The organism is Streptococcus sp. 263_SSPC (assembly GCF_001071995.1).
In the GTDB taxonomy this organism is placed as follows: Bacteria; Bacillota; Bacilli; order Lactobacillales; family Aerococcaceae; genus Granulicatella.
The window spans coordinates 103,859-124,303 of the sequence record NZ_JVNU01000032.1 but is presented as its reverse complement, the minus strand read 5'-3'; the positions used below and the strand labels follow the sequence as shown (position 1 = coordinate 124,303).

General features: G+C 37.5%; 16 protein-coding genes and 1 pseudogene. 1 reads left to right on the top strand and 16 read right to left on the bottom strand.

From position 1 onward, the window contains the following. Positions 1 to 384 precede the first annotated feature (384 nt). The 10 genes and pseudogenes from galE to gndA all read right to left on the bottom strand — a co-directional run bounded on the left by galE (position 385) and on the right by gndA (position 12,863). Positions 385 to 1,392, bottom strand: coding sequence for a UDP-glucose 4-epimerase GalE (gene galE / locus ADH02_RS05205; RefSeq protein WP_048783115.1), 1,008 nt, complete (start codon positions 1,390 to 1,392; stop codon positions 385 to 387). Positions 1,393 to 1,407: 15 nt separating this feature from the next. Beyond that, positions 1,408 to 2,181: a type I methionyl aminopeptidase gene (map, locus tag ADH02_RS05200; RefSeq protein ID WP_048783113.1), complete on the bottom strand. Its 774-nt coding sequence runs from the start codon at positions 2,179 to 2,181 to the stop codon at positions 1,408 to 1,410. Between the two features lie 155 nt (positions 2,182 to 2,336). Further along, on the bottom strand, positions 2,337 to 3,071 hold the full coding sequence (locus ADH02_RS05195) for an LPXTG cell wall anchor domain-containing protein (RefSeq protein ID WP_048783111.1): 735 nt from the start codon (positions 3,069 to 3,071) through the stop codon (positions 2,337 to 2,339). 158 nt (positions 3,072 to 3,229) lie between these two features. Beyond that, positions 3,230 to 3,943, bottom strand: a complete 714-nt coding sequence (locus ADH02_RS05190) for an LPXTG cell wall anchor domain-containing protein (RefSeq protein ID WP_048783108.1) — start codon at positions 3,941 to 3,943, stop codon at positions 3,230 to 3,232. A 249-nt stretch (positions 3,944 to 4,192) separates the two neighbouring features. After that, a pseudogene (locus ADH02_RS09680) lies at positions 4,193 to 4,680 on the bottom strand (IS3 family transposase); the annotation flags it as partial. A gap of 110 nt (positions 4,681 to 4,790) precedes the next feature. Next, the gene (zwf, locus tag ADH02_RS05185; protein WP_048783106.1) at positions 4,791 to 6,251 is read right to left on the bottom strand and encodes a glucose-6-phosphate dehydrogenase; all 1,461 of its coding nucleotides are present in this window, start codon (positions 6,249 to 6,251) and stop codon (positions 4,791 to 4,793) included. Positions 6,252 to 6,387: 136 nt separating this feature from the next. Then, positions 6,388 to 8,973, bottom strand: a complete 2,586-nt coding sequence (locus ADH02_RS05180) for an MBL fold metallo-hydrolase (protein ID WP_053091400.1) — start codon at positions 8,971 to 8,973, stop codon at positions 6,388 to 6,390. A 101-nt stretch (positions 8,974 to 9,074) separates the two neighbouring features. Next, a complete protein-coding gene (locus ADH02_RS05175; protein WP_048783105.1) occupies positions 9,075 to 10,523 on the bottom strand; it encodes a sensor histidine kinase in 1,449 nt (482 codons plus the stop codon). 10 nt (positions 10,524 to 10,533) lie between these two features. Beyond that, positions 10,534 to 11,229 carry a response regulator transcription factor gene (locus ADH02_RS05170; RefSeq protein WP_048709748.1) on the bottom strand — a complete coding sequence of 232 codons (696 nt, stop codon included), beginning with the start codon at positions 11,227 to 11,229 and terminating at the stop codon, positions 10,534 to 10,536. 200 nt (positions 11,230 to 11,429) lie between these two features. Continuing rightward, positions 11,430 to 12,863, bottom strand: a complete 1,434-nt coding sequence (gndA, locus tag ADH02_RS05165) for an NADP-dependent phosphogluconate dehydrogenase (RefSeq protein WP_048783103.1) — start codon at positions 12,861 to 12,863, stop codon at positions 11,430 to 11,432. Between the two features lie 208 nt (positions 12,864 to 13,071). Here gndA and ADH02_RS09525 point away from each other — a divergent pair, with 208 nt between their 5' ends. Beyond that, entirely contained in the window at positions 13,072 to 13,200 is a 129-nt protein-coding gene (locus ADH02_RS09525; protein WP_160312863.1) for a DUF4044 domain-containing protein, read from the top strand. A gap of 38 nt (positions 13,201 to 13,238) precedes the next feature. Here the strand turns inward: ADH02_RS09525 and ADH02_RS05155 are convergent, their stop codons facing one another. From ADH02_RS05155 to ADH02_RS05130, 6 genes are all read right to left on the bottom strand, one after another. Continuing rightward, on the bottom strand, positions 13,239 to 14,666 hold the full coding sequence (locus ADH02_RS05155; RefSeq protein WP_048783100.1) for a cytosine permease: 1,428 nt from the start codon (positions 14,664 to 14,666) through the stop codon (positions 13,239 to 13,241). Continuing rightward, the gene (locus tag ADH02_RS05150; protein ID WP_048783098.1) at positions 14,666 to 14,851 is read right to left on the bottom strand and encodes a hypothetical protein; all 186 of its coding nucleotides are present in this window, start codon (positions 14,849 to 14,851) and stop codon (positions 14,666 to 14,668) included. Before ADH02_RS05150 ends, ADH02_RS05155 begins: the two co-directional genes overlap by 1 nt. Continuing rightward, positions 14,848 to 16,629, bottom strand: a complete 1,782-nt coding sequence (locus ADH02_RS05145; protein ID WP_048783096.1) for a phosphotransferase — start codon at positions 16,627 to 16,629, stop codon at positions 14,848 to 14,850. The genes ADH02_RS05150 and ADH02_RS05145 overlap by 4 nt, the downstream gene beginning before the upstream one ends. Before the next feature lie 409 nt (positions 16,630 to 17,038). Continuing rightward, positions 17,039 to 18,466, bottom strand: coding sequence for a cytosine permease (locus ADH02_RS05140; RefSeq protein WP_048783095.1), 1,428 nt, complete (start codon positions 18,464 to 18,466; stop codon positions 17,039 to 17,041). Continuing rightward, entirely contained in the window at positions 18,466 to 18,651 is a 186-nt protein-coding gene (locus ADH02_RS05135) for a hypothetical protein (RefSeq protein ID WP_048783093.1), read from the bottom strand. Before ADH02_RS05135 ends, ADH02_RS05140 begins: the two co-directional genes overlap by 1 nt. Beyond that, positions 18,652 to 20,427, bottom strand: coding sequence for a phosphotransferase (locus ADH02_RS05130; RefSeq protein ID WP_048783091.1), 1,776 nt, complete (start codon positions 20,425 to 20,427; stop codon positions 18,652 to 18,654). Between the last annotated feature and the right edge of the window lie 18 nt (positions 20,428 to 20,445).

Genomic DNA, 20,445 nt, shown 5'->3' with positions numbered 1-20,445 from the left:
AATTAGGGAGAGTTGCGATTATCCGCTACTCTCCCTTTGAAGCTTGGTAGGTTTGAGACCTTAGGCTCAAACTGGTATCCTACTATTCTTGCCACAATAACAACTCCGACAAAGTCTTAGCACTCTTCTTTTCCCGTCCACAGAGGGCTATTAAAACCCCTTTGATTGTTTTCAAAAAAGAAAGAACTCCTTGGAGTTATTATGGCAATGGCAGGAACTTATAACGAATGTGAATTAGGGAGAGTTACGATTTTTCGTTACTCTCCCTTTGAAGCTTGGTAAGCTTGAGACCTTAGGCTCAAGCTGATATCCTACCATTTCTGCCACAATAACAACTCCAAAGGAGTTCTTTCTATAAATTTAGTCTAAATAATACAAGAGGTTCTAATAGCCCTCTGGATTTTTCTTTTGCCAGTTCCATGAGTCGCGAACCATATCATTCAAGTTCTTTTCAGCTACCCATCCTAGCACTTCTTTTGCTTTAGAAGCATCCGCATAACAAGTTGCGATATCCCCTGCACGACGAGGTGCAATTTTATAAGGAATATCCACTCCGTTTTCTTCAATAAATGCTTTCACTAAATCTAATACACTGTATCCAATACCAGTACCTAAGTTAAAGACTTTTGAACCTTTTTGAGCCGCATTGTTTTTAACCGCTAGTACGTGTCCACGAGCTAAGTCGACAACGTGGATGTAGTCACGAACACCAGTACCATCATGAGTATCGTAGTCGTCACCGAACACGCTTAAGAATTCGCGTTTACCTACAGCCACTTGAGTGATGTATGGCATTAAGTTGTTTGGAATTCCGTTTGGAGCTTCTCCAATCAATCCACTTTCATGCGCTCCGATTGGGTTGAAGTAACGTAAGTTTGTGACTGACCAGTCGCTATCTGAGAAAGCAACGTCATTTAAGATTTGTTCAAGCATTACTTTTGTGTAACCATAAGGGTTTGTTGCGCTTGTTGGCATTTCTTCTTTAAAAGGAACGACATTGTTCATACCATAAACTGTTGCACTTGAGCTGAATACGATGTCTTTTACGTTAAATTGACGCATTACGTCTAATAACACTAATGTTCCTGTAATGTTGTTGTGATAGTATTCTAAAGGTTTTTCAACAGACTCTCCCACAGCCTTGAATCCTGCGAAATGAATCACTGAATCGATGTTTTCTTTTTCAAAAACTGTTACTAGGAAATCACGATCAAGAATGTCGCCTTCATATAGAGGGAAATCTTTTCCTGTGATTGTTTTTAAACGATTCAATACTTCTGGTGAGCTGTTTGAAAAGTTGTCGACGATAACAACGTCAAACCCTGCTTTGTCTAATTCGATTACTGTATGAGAACCGATATACCCTGCTCCACCTGTTACTAAAATTGCCATTTTTACTTCCTCCCCTTAGTTCAACACGTCTTCTGCGTGATCTTTTTGTAACGTTAAAATACGTGGGCCATCTTTTGTAATGGCTAATGTATGTTCGAATTGGCAGCTTAATCCACCATCTAATGTATGAGCTGTCCATCCATTGCTTTCCATTTCAGCTTTCCAAGTACCAGTATTCACCATTGGTTCAATCGTAATAACCATTCCCTCTTTCAAGCGAAGACCTTTTCCAGGTTCACCGTAGTGAGGAACTGCTGGACTTTCGTGAATCGTTGGTCCAATTCCGTGCCCGATAAAGTCACGAACAACAGATAACCCTTCACTCTCAACATAAGTTTGAATCGCGTGACCGATGTCCCCAATACGATTTCCAACTTTTGCTTGTTGAATTCCTAAGTATAAAGCTTTCTTTGTTACTTCATATAAATGGTCGATTTCTGGAGTGCTTTCGCCAACGATATAGCTCCAGCAAGAATCTGATAAAGCGCCTTTAAGTTCCACGCAGAAGTCTACTTTTACTAGGTCTCCTGATTTTAAAGGTTTGCGACGTGGAAATCCGTGACAGATTTCGTCATTGATACTTTGGCATGTTGCGTATTTATATCCTTCGTATCCAATCTGTGGCGCTGAACCACCCGCTTCTTCGATTTTCTTTTGAACAAATTGGTCGATGTCCCAAGTAGTGACACCAGGTTTAATAAAATCACGAAGTTGCACATGAATCGATGCTAAAAGCGCACCTGATTCTTCCATCGCGTCAATTTCGCGTTTTGATTTTAAAGTAATCATGTAACAAACTCATCCTTTCTAGTCTCCCCGTCATTATAGCATAGAACAAATATAAAGAGAAAGAGCCTGTACTGAAATGTTAATAGACTCTTAACTAAAAAAGACTGACAAAATCTCTTTGTCAGCCTTCCTATTCCCTCTTACTTTAACGATTTCTATAAAGTATCAGTAGGTGCCACTACTTCTGGTTGTGTAGTTGTTACAGCTTCCACCGTAGTAGTTGTCGTCGCTGTGGTAGTTGTTGTTTCAGTCGTTGTTGTTTCTGTTGTCGTAGTCGATTCTGTAGTCGTTGTTGACTCAGTTGTCGCCTCTGTCGTTGTTTCTGTTGTTGATTCAGTCGTTAAAGCTGTCGTTGTTGCTTCTGTTGTTGTTGAACCAGTTGTAACAACATATCCAACATAGTCATAGCAATCAACTTGCTCTGGAGTTAAATCTTTTTGTTCTACAACTTGTCCAAGAATTGAGCTATCCGCAGCTAACACTTCTCCTTGAGTCGCTAAGAACGCTCCTGCTCCACCTAATACTAAAACATTTTTAGCAATACGAGATGCTTTATTTGATTTAACGAGGTATAGACCGCCTGCTAAAAGTACTACTGAAAATACCAATGTAATTGTATTAGCTACTGTACCTGTGCTTGGTAATTCTTTTTCTTGTTTTGAAACTGATACGCCACAAGTTCCGTTTTTCTTATAAACATAAGTCACTTGTGCTCCCGCTTGTACATCAGCTTCAGTTGGTTTCCCTTGTTTAATTTCTTTTCTAACTGTTTCTGTTGTTTTATCGTAGTCAACATAGTTCACACTTGCAGCTGATGCAGGCGATGCTACACTTACTCCTAATGTCAAAGTAGCTAATGTTGCTAAAATCATCTTACTAAACTTTTTCATCGATTCATCTCCCCATTATCATTTGTTACAGTTCATCGTACTGTATTCACTTTTAAAAAGCAATTAAAATTCGTTCCGCATATTTGTCCTTTAGCTGTCTTTCATCGTATTAGATTCTCCACAAACTAAAAAGCCTGGAGTTTATCCAGGCTACATCATTATAACCGATCAGTTGGAGCCACCGTATAGACTTCTGTAGAAGTTGTTGTCATCGTTTGAGTTGTTGGCTCTTCCGTCGTTGTTGTTTCAGTTGTTGTCGTTGCTTCTGTTATCGTTGTTGGTTCTTCCGTTGTTGTTTCAGTCGTTGTTGTTGACTCTGTTGTTACAACTGTTGTCGTTGCTTCAGAAGTCGTTGTTTCTTTTGAAATATAAAACCCAACGTAGTCATAGCAATCGATTTTCTCAGGATCTAAGTTCATTTGCTCAATGATTCGACCTAAGATTGAACTGTCTGCTGCTAAAACTTCTCCTTGGAAAGCAAAGAATGTTCCTAACCCACCCAATACTAAAACTGTTTTAGCAATATTGCGCATCTTGTTTGATTTTACTAAGTACAGACCACCTGCCACTAATACTACTGCAAAAATTGCTGAAACAGTGTTTGCGACTGTACCAGTATTTGGTAATTCCGGGCCTCGTTTTGGAATCGATACGCCACATGTATTATTCTTTCTATAAACATAAACCGCGTGCAATCCATCTTGAAGATCTGCTTCAGTCGGTTTACCTTGTCTGATTTCTTTTCTAATGGTTTCAGTTGTTTTATCGTAATCGACATAGTGTACTGTCGCAGCCTCAGCAGTCGAAGATACAGTCATACCGATTGTTAAAGTGATTAAAGTTGCTACCAATACTTTAACTAATTTTTTCAAGCTATGCATTCCTCCTTTTTATCTTAATAACCTATTATATTACTGTATCTATTTTTAGATTGTAAAAATATAATAATAAATTTCTATTAATTTTTATCACTTAAGATTTTTAATAAGAATACTTTCTTTCCTTTAGCATTCAGTTATACACTTCTTATAATACTATATTTACTGTATTATTCATAAACGTGTAACATCATTGATATGTACCCGCTTCACTTGTTTGTCCAGTGAAGTGGGTACATATCAAATGTGCGTCTTTCTTCTTTCTCTTTTTCCTCCTTCAATCGGAGTTCTCTCATTTTTTAGAATGGCATTCTCCAATCTCAGGTACTCATTTTCGGCCTGAAGATGTTCTAGTTCTGTCATCTCTTCTGGTTTTTCTTTGGTCTACGTTCCATTTTAGGTACTGTCCCTTTTACTTTATCAACTATAGTATACTTTTTTCTTGTATTGTGCGAGCCAGCTAGAAATCAGGCTTTAACTTGGAAGAGCGTATTCAAGCGAAACTCAATTTTGAGCCCCCACCTCGAGTAAGACTATATCAATCATTTCCTGTTTCAATGCTGGAGAGTAATAATTATTTTCCCCTTTTTCTAAGCCCTATCGATGAATCAATTTAATCATGTTTTTAAGATTTGACTTTTTTATAACATACATATCTGAAAGTTGCGGATAGCTAAATCCTTGTTTTCTGAGTTCAAAGATTTGAACTTATCCTCATAAGTTAATTTCATAATAAAAACACCCCAAAAGTTAAATTTTCTGTCTAATTTTTGGAGTGCACTTCAGGTTTGTCCATTAAAGGAGATGTTTATAATTTTCCCCTAGTCATAGCTGTATGTGATTAGTTACGTTCAACCCACTTGCGTCCGTCACGTTCAATAAGATCGAAACTTGCTTGTGGCCCTTTGCTTCCTGCAGCGTAGTTAGGAAACTCTGTTGCGATTTCACTGTCCCATGTTTTGCGGATGCTATCCACATACTTCCAAGAAGCGGCTACTTCTTCCCAATGCGTGAAGTTTGTCATGTCGCCTTCGATACAGTCAAGAATTAAGCGCTCATACGCTTCTGGACTACTCATTACGAAGTTCTCATCAAAGATTTTCTCCAAGTGACTTGTTTGAAGCGCGATGGTATTTCCAACGGCTTTCGAATTAATCACGAAGCAGAATCCTTCTCGAGGTGTGATATGAATAGAGATACGGTTTGATGGACAACCATCGATACCACAGAATAATGGTGAGTTTGCTTCTTTAAAAACAACATCAATAATCGTTTCTTTAGACTTCAAACTCTTACCTGTACGAACATAGAAAGGCACGCCTTCCCAACGTTCGTTATCGATGAACACTTTACCAGCAACATATGTTTCCATATTGGAATCATCTGCCACATTGGCATCTTCACGGTAACCAGATTTTAACCCGTCTACAGAAGGTCCATATTGCCCACGTACGAAGTTTTCGTTTACTTCTTCGGCTGTTGTATAAGGGCGAAGTTGTTCTAACACCTTAATCTTGTTCTTACGAACATCTCCAAATGAAACTGGTGGCTCCATCGCTACTAAAGCAAGGATTTGCAAGATGTGGTTTTGAACCATATCACGTAAAGCACCACTTGTATCGTAGTATCCACCACGTTCTTCTACACTCACTTGCTCTAAAAGAGAGATTTGAATATGGTCGATATTCTCTTTATTCCATAATGCTTCGAATACACGGTTAGCAAAACGGACTGCAGAAATATTTTGAATCATTTCTTTCCCTAAGTAGTGGTCAATACGATAGATTTGTTTTTCTTCGAATGATTGACGAAGTTGATTGTTTAATTCTTCTGCAGAAGCGTAATCTTTCCCGAATGGTTTCTCGATGATAAGTCGGTTATAGCCATTCTCAGTAATTAAACCTTCTGCTTTTAAATGCTCTGTAATTGTTCCAAAGAAAGTTGGTGCCATTGCTAAATAGAAGACACGATTGCCTTCGATTTGATACTTGGCATCTAACTCTTCTGAAAGTTCTTTTAATACGACATAATGATGTGTGTCAGTAACGTTATGAGGTTGATAGTAGAAATGAGAAAGGAATTGGTTTAATTCTTCTTCTGACTTCACTAATGACTGAACAGATTGTTTGATAACATCTCTGAAATACTCGTTAGTCCACTCTCTACGTGCTGTCCCAATCACTGCGAAATGATTTTTGATAAACCCTTTTTGAAATAGACGGAATAACGCTGGATATAGCTTACGATGAGCTAAATCGCCTGTTGCTCCGAACAGTGTAATGAGTACATGTTGTTCGCGCATGAGTTGTCCTCCTTGAATAAAATACGCAAGCAAATCGCCTGCAATTGATAAAATACTACTTTTCTAGTGTAAGTTATAAGTGTAGAATTGTAAACTATAAAACGCTCCCTTTCCAAAGAAAAGGAGCGTCTCTTTTTTATCCAATATCATTTGCATCTGTAATTTCAGATGTCTTATCTGAATTGATTGGAATCGTCTTTTGTTCTGTTGTAGGCTCAGCCGTCGTTGATTCAACGGTTGTTTCCTGTGTTGTCTCTTCTTGAGTCGTTTCCTCAGCAGTTGTTGTTTCTGTTGTAGAAGTAGTTGTCGTTGTGGTTGTAGTTGTTGTCGTTACACCATTAGGTAACCATCTACCTTCCCCATCGACTTTATAGCCATCAGGAGTTGTTCCATTGCGAAGCATTGCACCACTTGCTTTGAAGTAATACCATTCGCCATTATCTTTAACCCAGCCGACTTGCATTGCTCCAGACTTATCGAAGTAATAGTACTCCCCAGAAATTTCATGCATCCCTGTGAGCATTTCTCCAGTTGTTGGATGTAAGAAGTACCATTTACCAGCTTCTTTATACCAGCCATTTAGCATTGCGCCGCTCGCTTGATAATAGTGATAAGCACCATCATGCCATTGCCAGCCAGTTTGCATTGCTCCAGATTCGTTAAAGTAATAGTACTCTCCAGAAATTTCATGGAACCCTGTGAGCATTTCTCCAGTTATTGGATGTAAGAAGTACCATTTTCCAGCTTCATTATACCAGCCCTTAAGCATAGCACCGCTCGCTTGATAATAGTGATAAGCTCCATCATGCCATTTCCAGCCTACAGCCATAGCACCAGAATCAACAAAGTAGTAGTTCACTTTATCGATTTCTTTTTCCCCAGTGACCATTTCTCCGTTTTCAGGATTTAAGTAATACCATTTATTTCCATCTTTCAGCCAACCTTTCTTCAAGGCTCCGCTCTTCGCGTAATAACGATATTTTCCGTCAATCCACTTCCAACCAGTTTGCATGATTCCTTCTTCATTCAAGTAGTATTTTTCGCCATCTACTTCTTGATTTCCGGTTAGTTTCTTGCCCTCTTTACTTAACAGATACCAAGAATCACCGTCTTTCAACCAACCAGTTGCCATTGCTCCTGAACTTGCAAAATAGCGACGGACTCCATCGACTTCTTTCCATCCAGTTTGCATAACTCCAGATTCATCGAAGAAATACGTTTTTCCATCAATTTCTTTTAATCCAGTTACTGCAACATTATTATTATCGAAGTAATACCATTTACCATTAACCTTCTTCCATGCAGAAGCTTGATCATTCTCAACTAGCAGTTCTCCACTTGAAGCAAACAGCATTCTCTTGCCATTAAAGGTTTGCCAACCTGTAAGCATCTTTCCGTCTTTATCAAATAGATATTGATTGTTTCCGCTATAGGCTAATTCATTCTGTCTTCTCGTGCCGTCAGACTGAATATAATACCAAGCACCTTCATGCCAGAACCATCCAGCAGGTTGTCTTGAACCATCTGCATGCACATAATAGTATTCTCCAGAACTATATGGATCCCAACTATCATTCGTATAAATCCATTGACTTGTTTGCATTTGTCCTTTTCCGTTAAAGAAATAGAACTTGCCATTAATTTCATGCCACCCAATCGCCATTTGATCATCTGCTAAGCGATATTTCCAGAAACCATCTTCCTGATACCACTGAGCTTTTACGGTTGGAATATTTGGAAATGCATCAGAAATATTATTAAAACCATTTTTTGAGATATCAAATACTGTTGCATTTTGAGTTTTACTTGAACTATGAATGATTTGAATTCCTTTTTTCTGAATATAATCTTTCGTTGAAGAAACATTAATATCAGCACCTGTTGTTTGTACAATCATTGTCGGTGAAAGATTATTAATAAAGTTGATAGAATTAGATATTTTGGCGTCGTAATGATGATTCCACTTCATCAAATCGACTTTCCCAATTTGAGGGCCTAACTTATCCTCGCCACCTTCAGCATTATCAAGGTCGCCTCCAAGGTAAATTTTCTGTCCGTTTACTGTAATAACAGCAACAATAGAATTCGAATTATCATCTAATACCTTTTTAAGTTGTCCATCTGGTCCATATTCATTTTTGTAGTTATATAACTGAATATCCATGTCTCCTAATTTAAAGTGACTGTCTTTATCAGAAATATCTTGTACAAGTTTTACTCCCTTTTCTTTGGCAGCTTTTAGTGCATTGTCATAATTATATAAATTATCCCAAAGTCCCCAAGAAGCTTTAATTCTCTGATCTGAATACTTTTTCAAATAAAAAGTATCTACTGGAAGTCTGTTTAGTACTTCATCAGCGCCCCCAATATGATCACTATGTACATGAGTCCCTAAAATAAAATCTAATTTTTGTACGCCAACATTTGACAGGTGACGGAACAAACGGTCCTCTAGAACTTGATAATTACGAATTGCCGTTCCGTATCGAATTGGGTATAACGGATTACTCCCATCTGGGAAATCAAAATCCTCGCCCATATCTATCAGTGCAAAATGCCCATTACTTTCCAGAAGAATGGCATCACTTCCGGTATTTGCTTTCGTATTAATAAAGTGAATTCTGTTCACACCAGTTTGTGGAACAGTTTCTGCTTCTACTTTTGTACCCAGACCAAGCGCGATAAATGCTCCCAAGGCTACGGCCGTTTTCGCTTTTTTCATTGTAAAGCCCCCATATAACTTGTTAAATATTACACTTCTTAATTATACAGAAAAAAATAAAAAAAGATACAAAATTTTCGAAATTTCGTATCTTCTTTTTCTTATTTTTCAATCGGTAATTTCACTTTAAATAATGACCCATGATTGAGTCTGGAAGTCAGGCTAATTTTACCGTTATATCCTTCGATTAATTCTTCAGCAATCGATAAGCCTAAGCCATTTCCTCCACGTTCTCTCGAGCGTGCTTTATCGACGCGATAGAAACGTGAAAATACTTTTTTCTTATCTTCTTCCGTTAACCCCATCCCGAAATCCTGAATACCGATTTCGACTGCTTCCGTGGTTGGAGAAAGGCTAACTATAATCTCTTTTCGATCTGTTGAATATTTCACGGCATTATCGAGTAAGATGATAATGACTTGCTCGAAGTGATTGCGATAGATTGGAGAAATAATTTCCTTCTTGGTATCAATATCTGCAATAAAAGTAAAGTCGGGATAAAGCACCTTGAAATTCGTTACAATCTGTTCTAATGTCGCAACGACCTCTGTTGTCGCATCTTTATACTGTTCCCTTACTTGCGGTGCACGAGATAAATCAAGCATCTCTTGAACGAGTGTCTTCATGCGCTTAATTTCCGCTAGAGAGGCCATGAGAGACTCTTCCAGCACTTCTGGGTCATCTTTCCCCCAACGGTTTAAAAGCTTCAGGTGGCCTTCTACAATGGCTACAGGCGTTCTCAATTCATGCGATACATCTTCAACGAAGTGCTTCTGCTGCGAAATATAAAAACTGATTTTATCTAGCAGCTCGTTAAATTGTTGAGAGACAATCGCAAATTCATCATTCTTTTTCGGAACAATTAAACGTTTTGTTTCAATGTTTTCCTCGTTAATAGACGCGATAATATCATGAATTTCTTCAATTGGCTTGGAAATGAGTCGCGAAATGAAATACGCAAGCCCTATTGAAACAATTCCTTCCATCACAATTAACTGGAAGAACAGAAATCTCAATTGTTTTTTTAATTCCGCAAGCTTCATCATTCGATTGGTTACTTGCAAATGTCCAATCAAGACACGAGTATTTCTGGAAAGGATTGGCATCATCACTTGCACACTTTCTTCCCCGGTCGATAGCGTCACATATTGAACCTCCAGCTTACTCGATACTTGCGGGCGGTCTTGCCATTGTTGTGTTTGGAATAATAGCTCTTTACTCGTATCAAAGACACGAATATTCACTTCTTCATTCATCGGATAAAAACTACTATTCTTTTTATAAACCTGGTTCTTGTCTAATTCATATTGTTCCGCTTTGTTTAGAACAGCAAGAATGTCTTCACTTGTTAATTTCTCCGTTTTTACCGATAACAAATCCGCGATAACTTGTGCGTAAACCACTGTCTGATTTTTCTCATTGTCACGCAAGCCAATAAGTTGCCCCTCAATCAAAATCGCAGTTAATACAGCTAATAATGCAAAAATGGTGGCTGATATCACCCACCACCATTTTTTTGCTACCGATTTATGTTGGTTTTGGTCCTTCATATGTAGCTCCTCAGCTTCTCATTACATATCCAGTTCCACGAACGGTTTGAATATAACTTTCTCGTCCTGGTACATCAATTTTATTACGGATATAACGAACGTATACGTCAATCACATTCGTTTCGACTTCGTTCTTATAGCCCCATACTTCTTTTAATAACACTTCACGTGAAAGAACAATATCAATGTTTTCCATCAGTAATAAGAGTAATTCATATTCTTTCTTCGTTAAATCAATGACTTCACCCGCACGACGAACGACGCGGTTTTCCACTTCCACCACAAGGTCGCGATATTCCACTCTTGTTTGTTTCACAACACGAGATTGTTCTTCCATTTGCAGACGTCTAAAGAGTGCGCGTAGTCTTGCAAGAATTTCTTCGATTTCAAACGGCTTCACTACATAGTCATCTGCCCCTTGATCAAGCCCTGCAACACGATCCATCACTGAATCGCGCGCTGTCATAATGATGACTGGTGTTTGTTTTACTTGGCGAAGGCGACGAACGACTTCTAATCCATTCATTTCTGGTAACATTAAATCTAATAAAATAGCATCCCAATGCTCATCAATGGCTGCTTGTAATCCGCTACGGCCATCTGCACACACTTTTGTTTCATAGCCTTCATGTTTTAATTCTAATTCAACAAAGCGACTTAAATTCTTTTCATCTTCAATAATTAAAATACGTTGATTCGCTGGCATTTGGAAACTCCCTTCTCTATTCTTCCCTAACAGATTTATCATACCATATTCATAAGATTCTTAACAGAATTTAATGAAATTTTCTGTCAATTTCATTAAATTAGACAATCAAAATTAACATATATGTTAATTTTTGATTTGCTTCAATAGGAACAAACAAAAAAGTCCTAGCTAAATAGCTAGGACTTCATCATTTATCATTATTGTTCAATCTCTTTTTCTTGAGCCCATTCGAAGTGGAATGTTCCTGGTTTGTCTACACGGTTGTAAGTATGCGCCCCGAAGTAGTCACGTTGAGCTTGAATTAAGTTTGCAGGTAATGTTTCTGAACGGTATGAATCATAGTATGCTAATGCACTCGAGAATGTTGGTACTGGAATACCAGCACGAACAGCCGTTACAACAACATCACGAACTGCATCTTGGTAAGATTCTGTTACATATAAGAAGTACTTATCTAATAATAAGTTTTTCAATTGAGGATCACGTTCGAACGCATCTGTAATCTTCTGTAAGAATTGCGCACGGATGATACATCCAGCACGGAAGATTTTAGCGATTTCGCCGTAGTTTAAGTCCCAATTGAACTCTTCACTTGCTACACGCATTTGAGCAAACCCTTGCGCATAACTCATGATTTTAGAGAAGTATAATCCTTTACGAACTTGTTCGATTAAGGCTTGACGTTCTGAATTTGTTAATTCAGGAATTTTTGTTGCTGCTAATTCTTTACTTGCTGCAACACGTTCCTCTTTCAATGTTGAAACGAAACGAGCAAATACAGATTCAGTAATTAATGGAAGTGGCACACCTAAGTCTAATGCGCTTTGTGAAGCCCATTTACCAGTACCTTTGTTTCCAGCAGTATCCATGATTACGTCTACCATTGGACGACCTGTTTCAGGATCTTTCTTCGTTAAAATGTCCGCTGTGATTTCGATTAAGTAGCTATCTAATTCGCCTTGGTTCCATTCTTTGAACACTTCAGCGCATTCTTCTACAGATAATCCACCAACACGACGTAGGATATCGTAACTTTCAGCGATTAATTGCATGTCACCATATTCGATTCCGTTATGAACCATTTTTACGTAGTGACCTGCTCCGTTTGGTCCAATGTAAGTCACACATGGAGCTCCATCGTCTGCTTTAGCAGAGATTTCTTCTAAAATAGGTGCTACTAAATCGTATGCATCTTTTTGTCCACCCGGCATGATTGAAGGTCCTTTTAAGGCTCCTTCTTCCCCACCAGATACACCCGTACCGATGAAGTTGATTCCTGAGTTTGCAAGTTCTTCATTACGACGCATTGTATCACGGAAGAATGTATTTCCTCCATCGATTAAAATATCGCCTTTATCTAAATGTGGAAGTAAACTTTGAATTGTCTTATCTGTTGCTTCCCCAGCTTTAACCATTAATAAAATTCTTCTTGGTTTTTCTAGAGACTCTACAAATTCTTCAACAGAATATGTTGGAACTAATTTTTTATCTGGATGTAGAGCAATCACTTCGTCTGTTTTTGAAGTTGTACGGTTGTAAATTGAAACGCTATAGCCACGGCTTTCAATATTTAATGCCAAGTTGCGTCCCATAACAGCCATACCCACGACACCAATTTGTTGTTTTGACATGAAACTTCCTCCAATTTGTTTTATTTAACACATCTATGTTATCAAAAATTACACCTTTTTGAAAGGCATTTGAATGCTTTTCTTTTACTTATTCTATTTTTCATTTCAACCATTTTCACTCTTAGAAAACCTTTTAACATTTAACTCTAGTAATTCACACCGATTTACGGTAAACTATTACCGAGCAAAGAAAAAAGGAGCGATTTTGTTGGCAAAGAAAAAACGTAATCTTTCAACAGTTGAAAAAATTACACGTGTTGTAGCCGTACTAATGTTAATCGGTACACTAGGCGCTATCATCTTACAAGTAGCCTTAACTGCAATGAATTATAAATAAAAAGAATCCGACAGGAATTTCCTGTCGGATTTTATTTTTTAAATCGTAATTTCTTCTCGATCTCGAACCATATAGGCTTTTAATGGAGTAAGACTAGCAAGCCAGTATAATCCCCCACCTAGTAAGGCTGTAAACCCACTACCTGTTGTAATAAGGAACAATGGGCTTTGAATTTGCTTCGTCACTGGGTTATATACAAAGAGGACTGCAACAATTAATGAGATGAACACACAGCTCATTCCCACTATATTAAATCCTTTTGTATACTCGTACGCCTTATGTCCTTCTAAGAAATACGCTGAACGAAGAGACAATTTTTGCTTTCTGAGTAGGAAGAAGTCAACGACAATCATCCCAATAATTGGCCCTTGAAGATAAGCTGCTAGAGAAATAAATGAACCAAAATATTCATCTACACCTCCCCAAATAGTCAAAGCACTCACATATACAAAGGCTATCCAGACCATTAGCTTATAACTAAGTTTTGGCATTCCACTCTTTACAATCATACAGTTTACATATGAACCGGTTCCTTGAGTCCCAATATTAGCAAAAGCAACTAGCAATAGGCTTAAAAGTGAAAATGTAGGCGTACTTAAAGTAGCTAACATCGTTGTTGGGTCGCTTTCGTATACACCAGTTTTCACAAACATAGCAAGTGCCATAACGCCACCTGTGGCCGCAAAAAATGGTGCTATAACGCCATACGATAAAGAAGTTGCCCAATAGCCACTTCGCTCTGATTTTGCCAAACGCGGTAAAATGAATGCTTGAGTTGACCAAGAAAAGGCTACAGCAACATTACCTTCACCTGAAATCATGAATCGTTCCAATGGTGTTAAATCGTTTTGAACGGCAGGCTGTACATTCATAATTTCTGTAATCGGAACTGCAAAAAAACAAATTCCAGCTATAATCAAACCAACAAATAACAAAGCAACAACCATGTATCTATTAATTCCTTTTATAGTTTCAGGTCCACTAAGAGCAATTAAAGTTCCTAAAAAGACGCACATAGTACCGAGTATCGGAGCCCATATCGCCTTGTCTAGCACAAGCCCAAAGTTACTTGCTAAATGTATCATGGAATTCGCAAAAAGATTCGCAGTAACTGCATACCAACCAAAGTTTGCTAAACTTATTACTGTTGACAAAAGTGCAACTCCTTTTTGCCCAAGAACCGACCGAAGCCAAATCCACAAATCAATTCCGTAACGAACTGCAAAAAGTACTGGTAAACATTCTATAAAGACCCAAATAATATTAAAACTAAAAATATTAATGAGCATTTGATTAAAAGAAAGATACTGTGCAACATAAGCTCCTTGCGTATAACACCAAGTTGCAATGGCAAAGCCACTAGTAGAAAGGAATAAATCCCAAAACGAATACTGACGATCCCCATTCGTCATTGGAACAACACCCGTAATCGTTTCTTGTTGAATATAATCATTCATAGAAACCATTATTGAATCACCCCACACATTGCCAAAATAATGAGGATTAGGTTAACTCCTACACAAATTCCCGCCCAAAGGTAATCCATTTTTGAAAAACGTTCTGGAAAAATGTAATCTTTATCTTCCATTAAATCAAGCCTACGTTTTGTTTCTTCGGCAATTAGCTTTTCGATTGAAATTTCATTTTTCATCTAGTTTTTTCTCCCTGATACATTCTTAGAGCTTCAGTACAATACATTTTCGTATGGCGATACCATTTATAAAGATATTCGCCAATTCGTTTTCCATTGCTTTCTTGGAAAAGTGCCCACAAGAACCAATAGTACGAAACTAATCCTACCATTCCTAAGAAATGCTGTTGAGTACCTACGCTAGGATTCTTTTCAAAGTACTTATTAATAAACTCCTTGGCTTCATCTAAACTGTAGTCTGTACAACATAGGAAACAACCAATGTCGCTCGCAGCATCTCCCATTCCAGAATACTCCCAGTCAATCAAACTCATATTCCCTTCTTCATCTACCAAGAAGTTAGGACTATAACAGTCACCATGACAAAGAACAAATTCCACAGGATCCTTATGTAAATATTGAATGACTTGACGAACAAGCTCTTCTAATATTTCCTTATCTTCAAACTCAAAACGGTTGCGTTTTTGTAATTTCTCCTTAAATTCTTCTAAATCTTTTTCGAATCTCAGTTCATAAGGTGTTGTCTTACCAGAACGATGAAGTCGGCTAATGAAGTCAATCGCTTTGTCAACATCTTCCTCATTTTCATAATCTAATAGTCTTGCATTTTCTATAAATTTTGAAATTTTCCAGCCTTCATTTTCGTCCATTGCTACGAAAGTTGGATCTATCCCTAGTTCAGCAGCAACGCGCATTGAAGCTGCCTCACTGAGTCGGTTAATATATTCCTCAGTTCCTTTTCCAGGATGACGATAAACATAAGACTCACCCTTACACTCGAAACGGAAGGAAGTGTTTGTTAATCCGTCTTTTATCGGTTTAATATGAGTAATTTCCGCAGGTGTTACTGACAATATCTTACAAATGTTTAGTAATATTTTTGAATTTGTATGCATCAAATATTGTTCATCAAATTCACGAAGATCTGCTAAAGAATCAAATTCTTTAATTACATCCGCTGAATAATGACGCGCTTCTAATTTTAATTCATCTAAATGGCGATAATAATACTCTTCCCATAGCTGTTCCTTAAATGCTGCATGTTGGAATTCATTTTCTAAAATACGAACGAATTTTTTACTGAATTCACGGTCAAAATATACATGACCAAGCATGCACCATGTATTTTTTCCTCCGACAGTCACCTCTGAAATGAAACCATTTGTCTCTTTTTCTACACAATATTCATCAGTTTCTCCATTAGCGAAAACTGTAGCATAATAACCTCGATATACGTATTCTTCAAAAGGATTTTCAGTAAAATAATTATCTGAGGAACAAATATAAGTGTTTCCTAATTGTTCACGAACAAGCATAAGCGACGAACAATTATTATAACGATAATAATCTTCATTCACGACGATATCTACACCAAATTTATCTGCAAGATAAAACATCATTTCCTTCATGTAGCCAACAATAACTGTAATTTTATCAATTCCAGCTTCTCTTAATTGACATATCTGACGTTCAATCAAACGCTCTCCTTTAACAACAAGTAGACCTTTTGGTGATTCATACGAAAGCGGGGCAAAACGTGTACTCATTCCTGCCGCCATAATAATGGCATTTTGAACACGATATGGTTCTAATTCAGCGATTCCTTTTTCCGTAAGAGAATAGTTCGAATTAATCCAACCAAGTCGTTCCGCTTCTGTTACTAAATGATTCACTTTTCCAAGAGACAGATCAAGTCCCTTTGCGATTTCTCGCTGTGTCACTTTTGCTTCTTGATTTTTTAAAAATACTAATAAGTTAAATTGATGATTTGAAATCATTCTAATTCGCCTCCCTATGTTCAATATTATACATCTTTTTACGAAAAAGTGAACAAAATTCTCTATATTTTTTTAGTTAATGAAAATTTATCGTGAATCCTATTTTATGTATATAAAAAGCCAACAATCATTATGTTAAAAATTCCTAATCCTAATTAAAACGTATACTAAAGTTAAACAAAAAATATTACAATTGAGCTGCTTTTTTTATGAAATCACCTTATGAGGATTATACTGTTCACAACTTTTGAAGAAGGTCGGTATGCATTCGAAGAATCTTAGTTACGTGATTAAATTAATTAATGAGTTAAAGTAAAATTAAAAGGGTTAGTTCGGTATATTACAGAACTAACCCCTTTTATTATCTACTCTTTTTAGGATAGTACAAATTCCTGACGAGATTTGCCTTTTAAATTGTAATTTCTTCTCGATCTCGAACCATATAGGCTTTTAATGGAGTAAGACTAGCAAGCCAGTATAATCCCCCACCTAGTAAGGCTGTAAATCCACTACCTGTTGTAATAAGGAACAATGGGCTTTGAATTTGTTGCGTTACAGGATTATAAACAAACAATACTGCCACAATCAATGAGATGAACACACAACTCATCCCCACAATATTAAAGCCTTTAGTATATTGGTATGCATCATGTCCCTTTAAGAAATAAGCGGAACGAAGCGCCAACTTTTGTTTTCTGAGTAGGAAGAAGTCCACGACAATCATTCCAATAATCGGACCTTGGATATAAGCTGCTAGCGAAATAAATGAACCGAAATATTCCTCAACGCCACCCCAAATCGTTAGTGCACTAACGTAGAAGAAAGCAATCCATACCATCAGCTTGTAGCTGAGTTTTGGCATCCCACTTTTTACAATCATACAGTTTACATATGAACCAGTTCCTTGTGTACCGATGTTTGCAAAGGCTACAAGTAATAAACTCAATAGAGCAAATGCTGGTGTACTTAACGTTGCTAACATTGTTGTTGGGTCACTTTCATATGCCCCTGTTTTTACGAACATCGCAAGCGCCATAACCCCACCTGTTGCTACGAAGAATGGTGCGACAACTCCATAAGAAAGTGTTGTTGCCCAGTAGCCACTACGTTCTGTTTTCGCTAAACGTGGAAGAACTAATGCTTGTGTTGACCATGAGAATGCGAAGGCTACATTTCCTTCTGCTGACATCATAAAGCGTTCAATTGGAGTTAAGTCTCCTTCAACAGCTGGTTGAACATTCATAATATCGCTTAAAGGCACTGCTGCAAAACAAATTCCAACAATGATGACCCCTACCGCAAGTAACGCAATAACTAGGAAACGGTTCGTCCATTTAATGACTTCCGGTCCCCCTACTGCAATTAACGTACCTAATAAAACGCAAAGAGTTCCAAGGATTGGTCCCCAGATACCTTTATCGAGGACGAGGCCAAAGTTGCCAGCTAAGTGAATCATGGAGCTTGCGAACAAGTTCGCCGCTACAGCATACCATCCAAAGTTTGCTAAACTGATGACCGTTGATAGTAAAGCGACACCCTTTTGACCAAGAACCGCACGTAACCAAATCCATAAATCGATTCCGTAACGAACCGCAAAAATAATTGGTAAACATTCAATAAATACCCAAATGATATTAAAGCTAAAAATATTAATGAGCATTTGATTAAACGATAAATATTGTGCCACATATGCCCCTTGAGTATAACACCATGTTGCAATCGCAAATCCACTTGTTGATAGGAATAAATCCCAGAACGAATACTGACGGTCGCCATTCGTCATTGGAACAACACCAGTAATTGTTTCTTGTTGAATATAATCATTCATAGACGCCATTATTGAATCACCCCACTCATCGCTAAGATTACGAGGAGTAAATTCACTCCAACGCCAATGACTACCCATGTGTAGTCTGCTTTTGAAAATCTTTCAGGAAAAGGATAATCTTCTTTTTCCATCATGTTTAATCGATTTTCTGTTTCATCCGCAATTAATTGCTCAATTGAAATTTCTTCTTTCACTTATTTTTCCTCCTCATAAAGTCGAAGGGCTTCCGTACAATATTGTTTTGTGTAACGATACCACTTGTACAAGAACTCTCCTACTGGTTTCCCATTGCTTTCTTGGAATAAGGCCCATAAGAACCAATAATAAGATACAAGCCCAATAATTCCTAAGAAATGACGTTCGCTAGCAACACCAGGATTATGCTCTAAATAGATTCGAATAAATTCTTTTGCTTGTTCTAATGTATAGTCCGAGCAAGCCACAAAAGTTCCGATGTCACTGGTTGGATCTCCCATACCAGAATATTCCCAGTCAATCAGACTCATATTCCCTTCTTCATCTACTAAGAAGTTAGGACTATAACAGTCACCATGACAAATGGTATGTTTTACCTGATCTTGTTCAAGATAGCCGACTATTTTGCCGACCATCGCTTCTAATTCTTCTTTATCGTCGAATTCAAAACGATTTCTCTTGATTAATTTTTCTTTGAAATCTACTAATCCTTTTTCAAATTCAATCGCATATGGTGTCGATTTTCCAGAGCGATGTAATTTCGTCATTAATTGAACGGCTTTTTCGATATCCTCTTTATCATCATAATCTAACAAGCGAGCATTCTTGATGAATTTAGAGATTTTCCATCCTTCTTCTTCGTTCATCACCACGAAAGTTTTGTCAATCTCTAGTTCAGCTGCAATTCTCATCGATGCGGCTTCACTGAGTCGGTTAATATACTCTTGAGTACCTTTACCTGGATGACGATATACATACGTTTCTCCTTTACAATCGAAACAGAAAGAAGTATTCGTTAATCCATCCTTGATTGGCTTAATATTAATAATTTCTGCTGGAGTCACATTTAAAGTGTTGCAAATATTTAATAAGATTGTCGAATTCGTATGCATTAAATAGTGTTCATCAAAGGCACGCAATTCATCTAATGAATCGAACTCTTTAATGATTTCATCAGAGTAATGTCTAGCTTCTAATACCAACGTATCCACATGACGCGCATAATAGTCTTCCCACAACTGTAATTTATAAGCTTCATGTTTAAATTCTTTTTCTAAAATCGGTGCAAACTGTTCACTAAATGCACGGTCAAAATATACATGACCAAGCATATACCATTTATTCTCTCCGCCAATTGTGACTTCGCGGATCGTGCCGTCTGGTGACTCAACAACACAATATTCGTCTGTTTCCCCTTGGGCAAACACGGTTGAATAGTATCCACGATAAACATACTCTTCGAATGGATTTTCTACAAAATAATTATCCGATGAACAAATATACGTATTTCCTAGTTGCTCCCTAACAACCATTAAGGAAGAGCAATTATTGAAACGATAATAATCTTCGTTTACAACAATCTCTACTCCGAACTTGTCAGCTAAATAAAACATTTTTTCTTTCATATACCCAACAACGACGGTAATCTTTTTAATACCTGCTTCACTTAGTTGTTTAATTTCTCTTTCAATGAGACGTTCTCCCTTTACAACTAAAAGTCCCTTTGGTGCTTCATACGATAATGGTGCAAACCTTGTACTCATTCCTGCCGCCATAATGATCGCATTTTCTACATGATAAGGTTCTAACGCCTGAAGCCCCTGCTCAGTCAATTCATATTCAGAAGTAATCCATTTTTGCTGTTCAGCTTCTTGAATTAGTTTATTGACAGTTCCAAGTGAAAATCCGAGTTCTTCAGCAATTGCTCTTTGGTTCGTCTTTTCCGTTTTGTTTTTTAAATTCAATAACAATTGAAATTGATGCTTACTTAACATATAACTCCTCCTCTGTTC

Excerpts from the sequence above, each read along its gene's own strand:
- galE (WP_048783115.1), bottom strand. The coding sequence starts at position 1,392 with ATGGCAATTTTAGTAACAGGTGGAGCAGGGTATATCGGTTCTCATACA.
- map (WP_048783113.1), bottom strand. The coding sequence starts at position 2,181 with ATGATTACTTTAAAATCAAAACGCGAAATTGACGCGATGGAAGAATCA.
- ADH02_RS05195 (WP_048783111.1), bottom strand. The coding sequence starts at position 3,071 with ATGAAAAAGTTTAGTAAGATGATTTTAGCAACATTAGCTACTTTGACA.
- zwf (WP_048783106.1), bottom strand. The coding sequence starts at position 6,251 with ATGCGCGAACAACATGTACTCATTACACTGTTCGGAGCAACAGGCGAT.
- ADH02_RS05180 (WP_053091400.1), bottom strand. The coding sequence starts at position 8,973 with ATGAAAAAAGCGAAAACGGCCGTAGCCTTGGGAGCATTTATCGCGCTT.
- ADH02_RS05175 (WP_048783105.1), bottom strand. The coding sequence starts at position 10,523 with ATGAAGGACCAAAACCAACATAAATCGGTAGCAAAAAAATGGTGGTGG.
- ADH02_RS05170 (WP_048709748.1), bottom strand. The coding sequence starts at position 11,229 with ATGCCAGCGAATCAACGTATTTTAATTATTGAAGATGAAAAGAATTTA.
- gndA (WP_048783103.1), bottom strand. The coding sequence starts at position 12,863 with ATGTCAAAACAACAAATTGGTGTCGTGGGTATGGCTGTTATGGGACGC.
- ADH02_RS05155 (WP_048783100.1), bottom strand. The coding sequence starts at position 14,666 with ATGGTTTCTATGAATGATTATATTCAACAAGAAACGATTACGGGTGTT.
- ADH02_RS05150 (WP_048783098.1), bottom strand. The coding sequence starts at position 14,851 with ATGAAAAATGAAATTTCAATCGAAAAGCTAATTGCCGAAGAAACAAAA.
- ADH02_RS05145 (WP_048783096.1), bottom strand. The coding sequence starts at position 16,629 with ATGATTTCAAATCATCAATTTAACTTATTAGTATTTTTAAAAAATCAA.
- ADH02_RS05140 (WP_048783095.1), bottom strand. The coding sequence starts at position 18,466 with ATGGCGTCTATGAATGATTATATTCAACAAGAAACAATTACTGGTGTT.
- ADH02_RS05130 (WP_048783091.1), bottom strand. The coding sequence starts at position 20,427 with ATGTTAAGTAAGCATCAATTTCAATTGTTATTGAATTTAAAAAACAAA.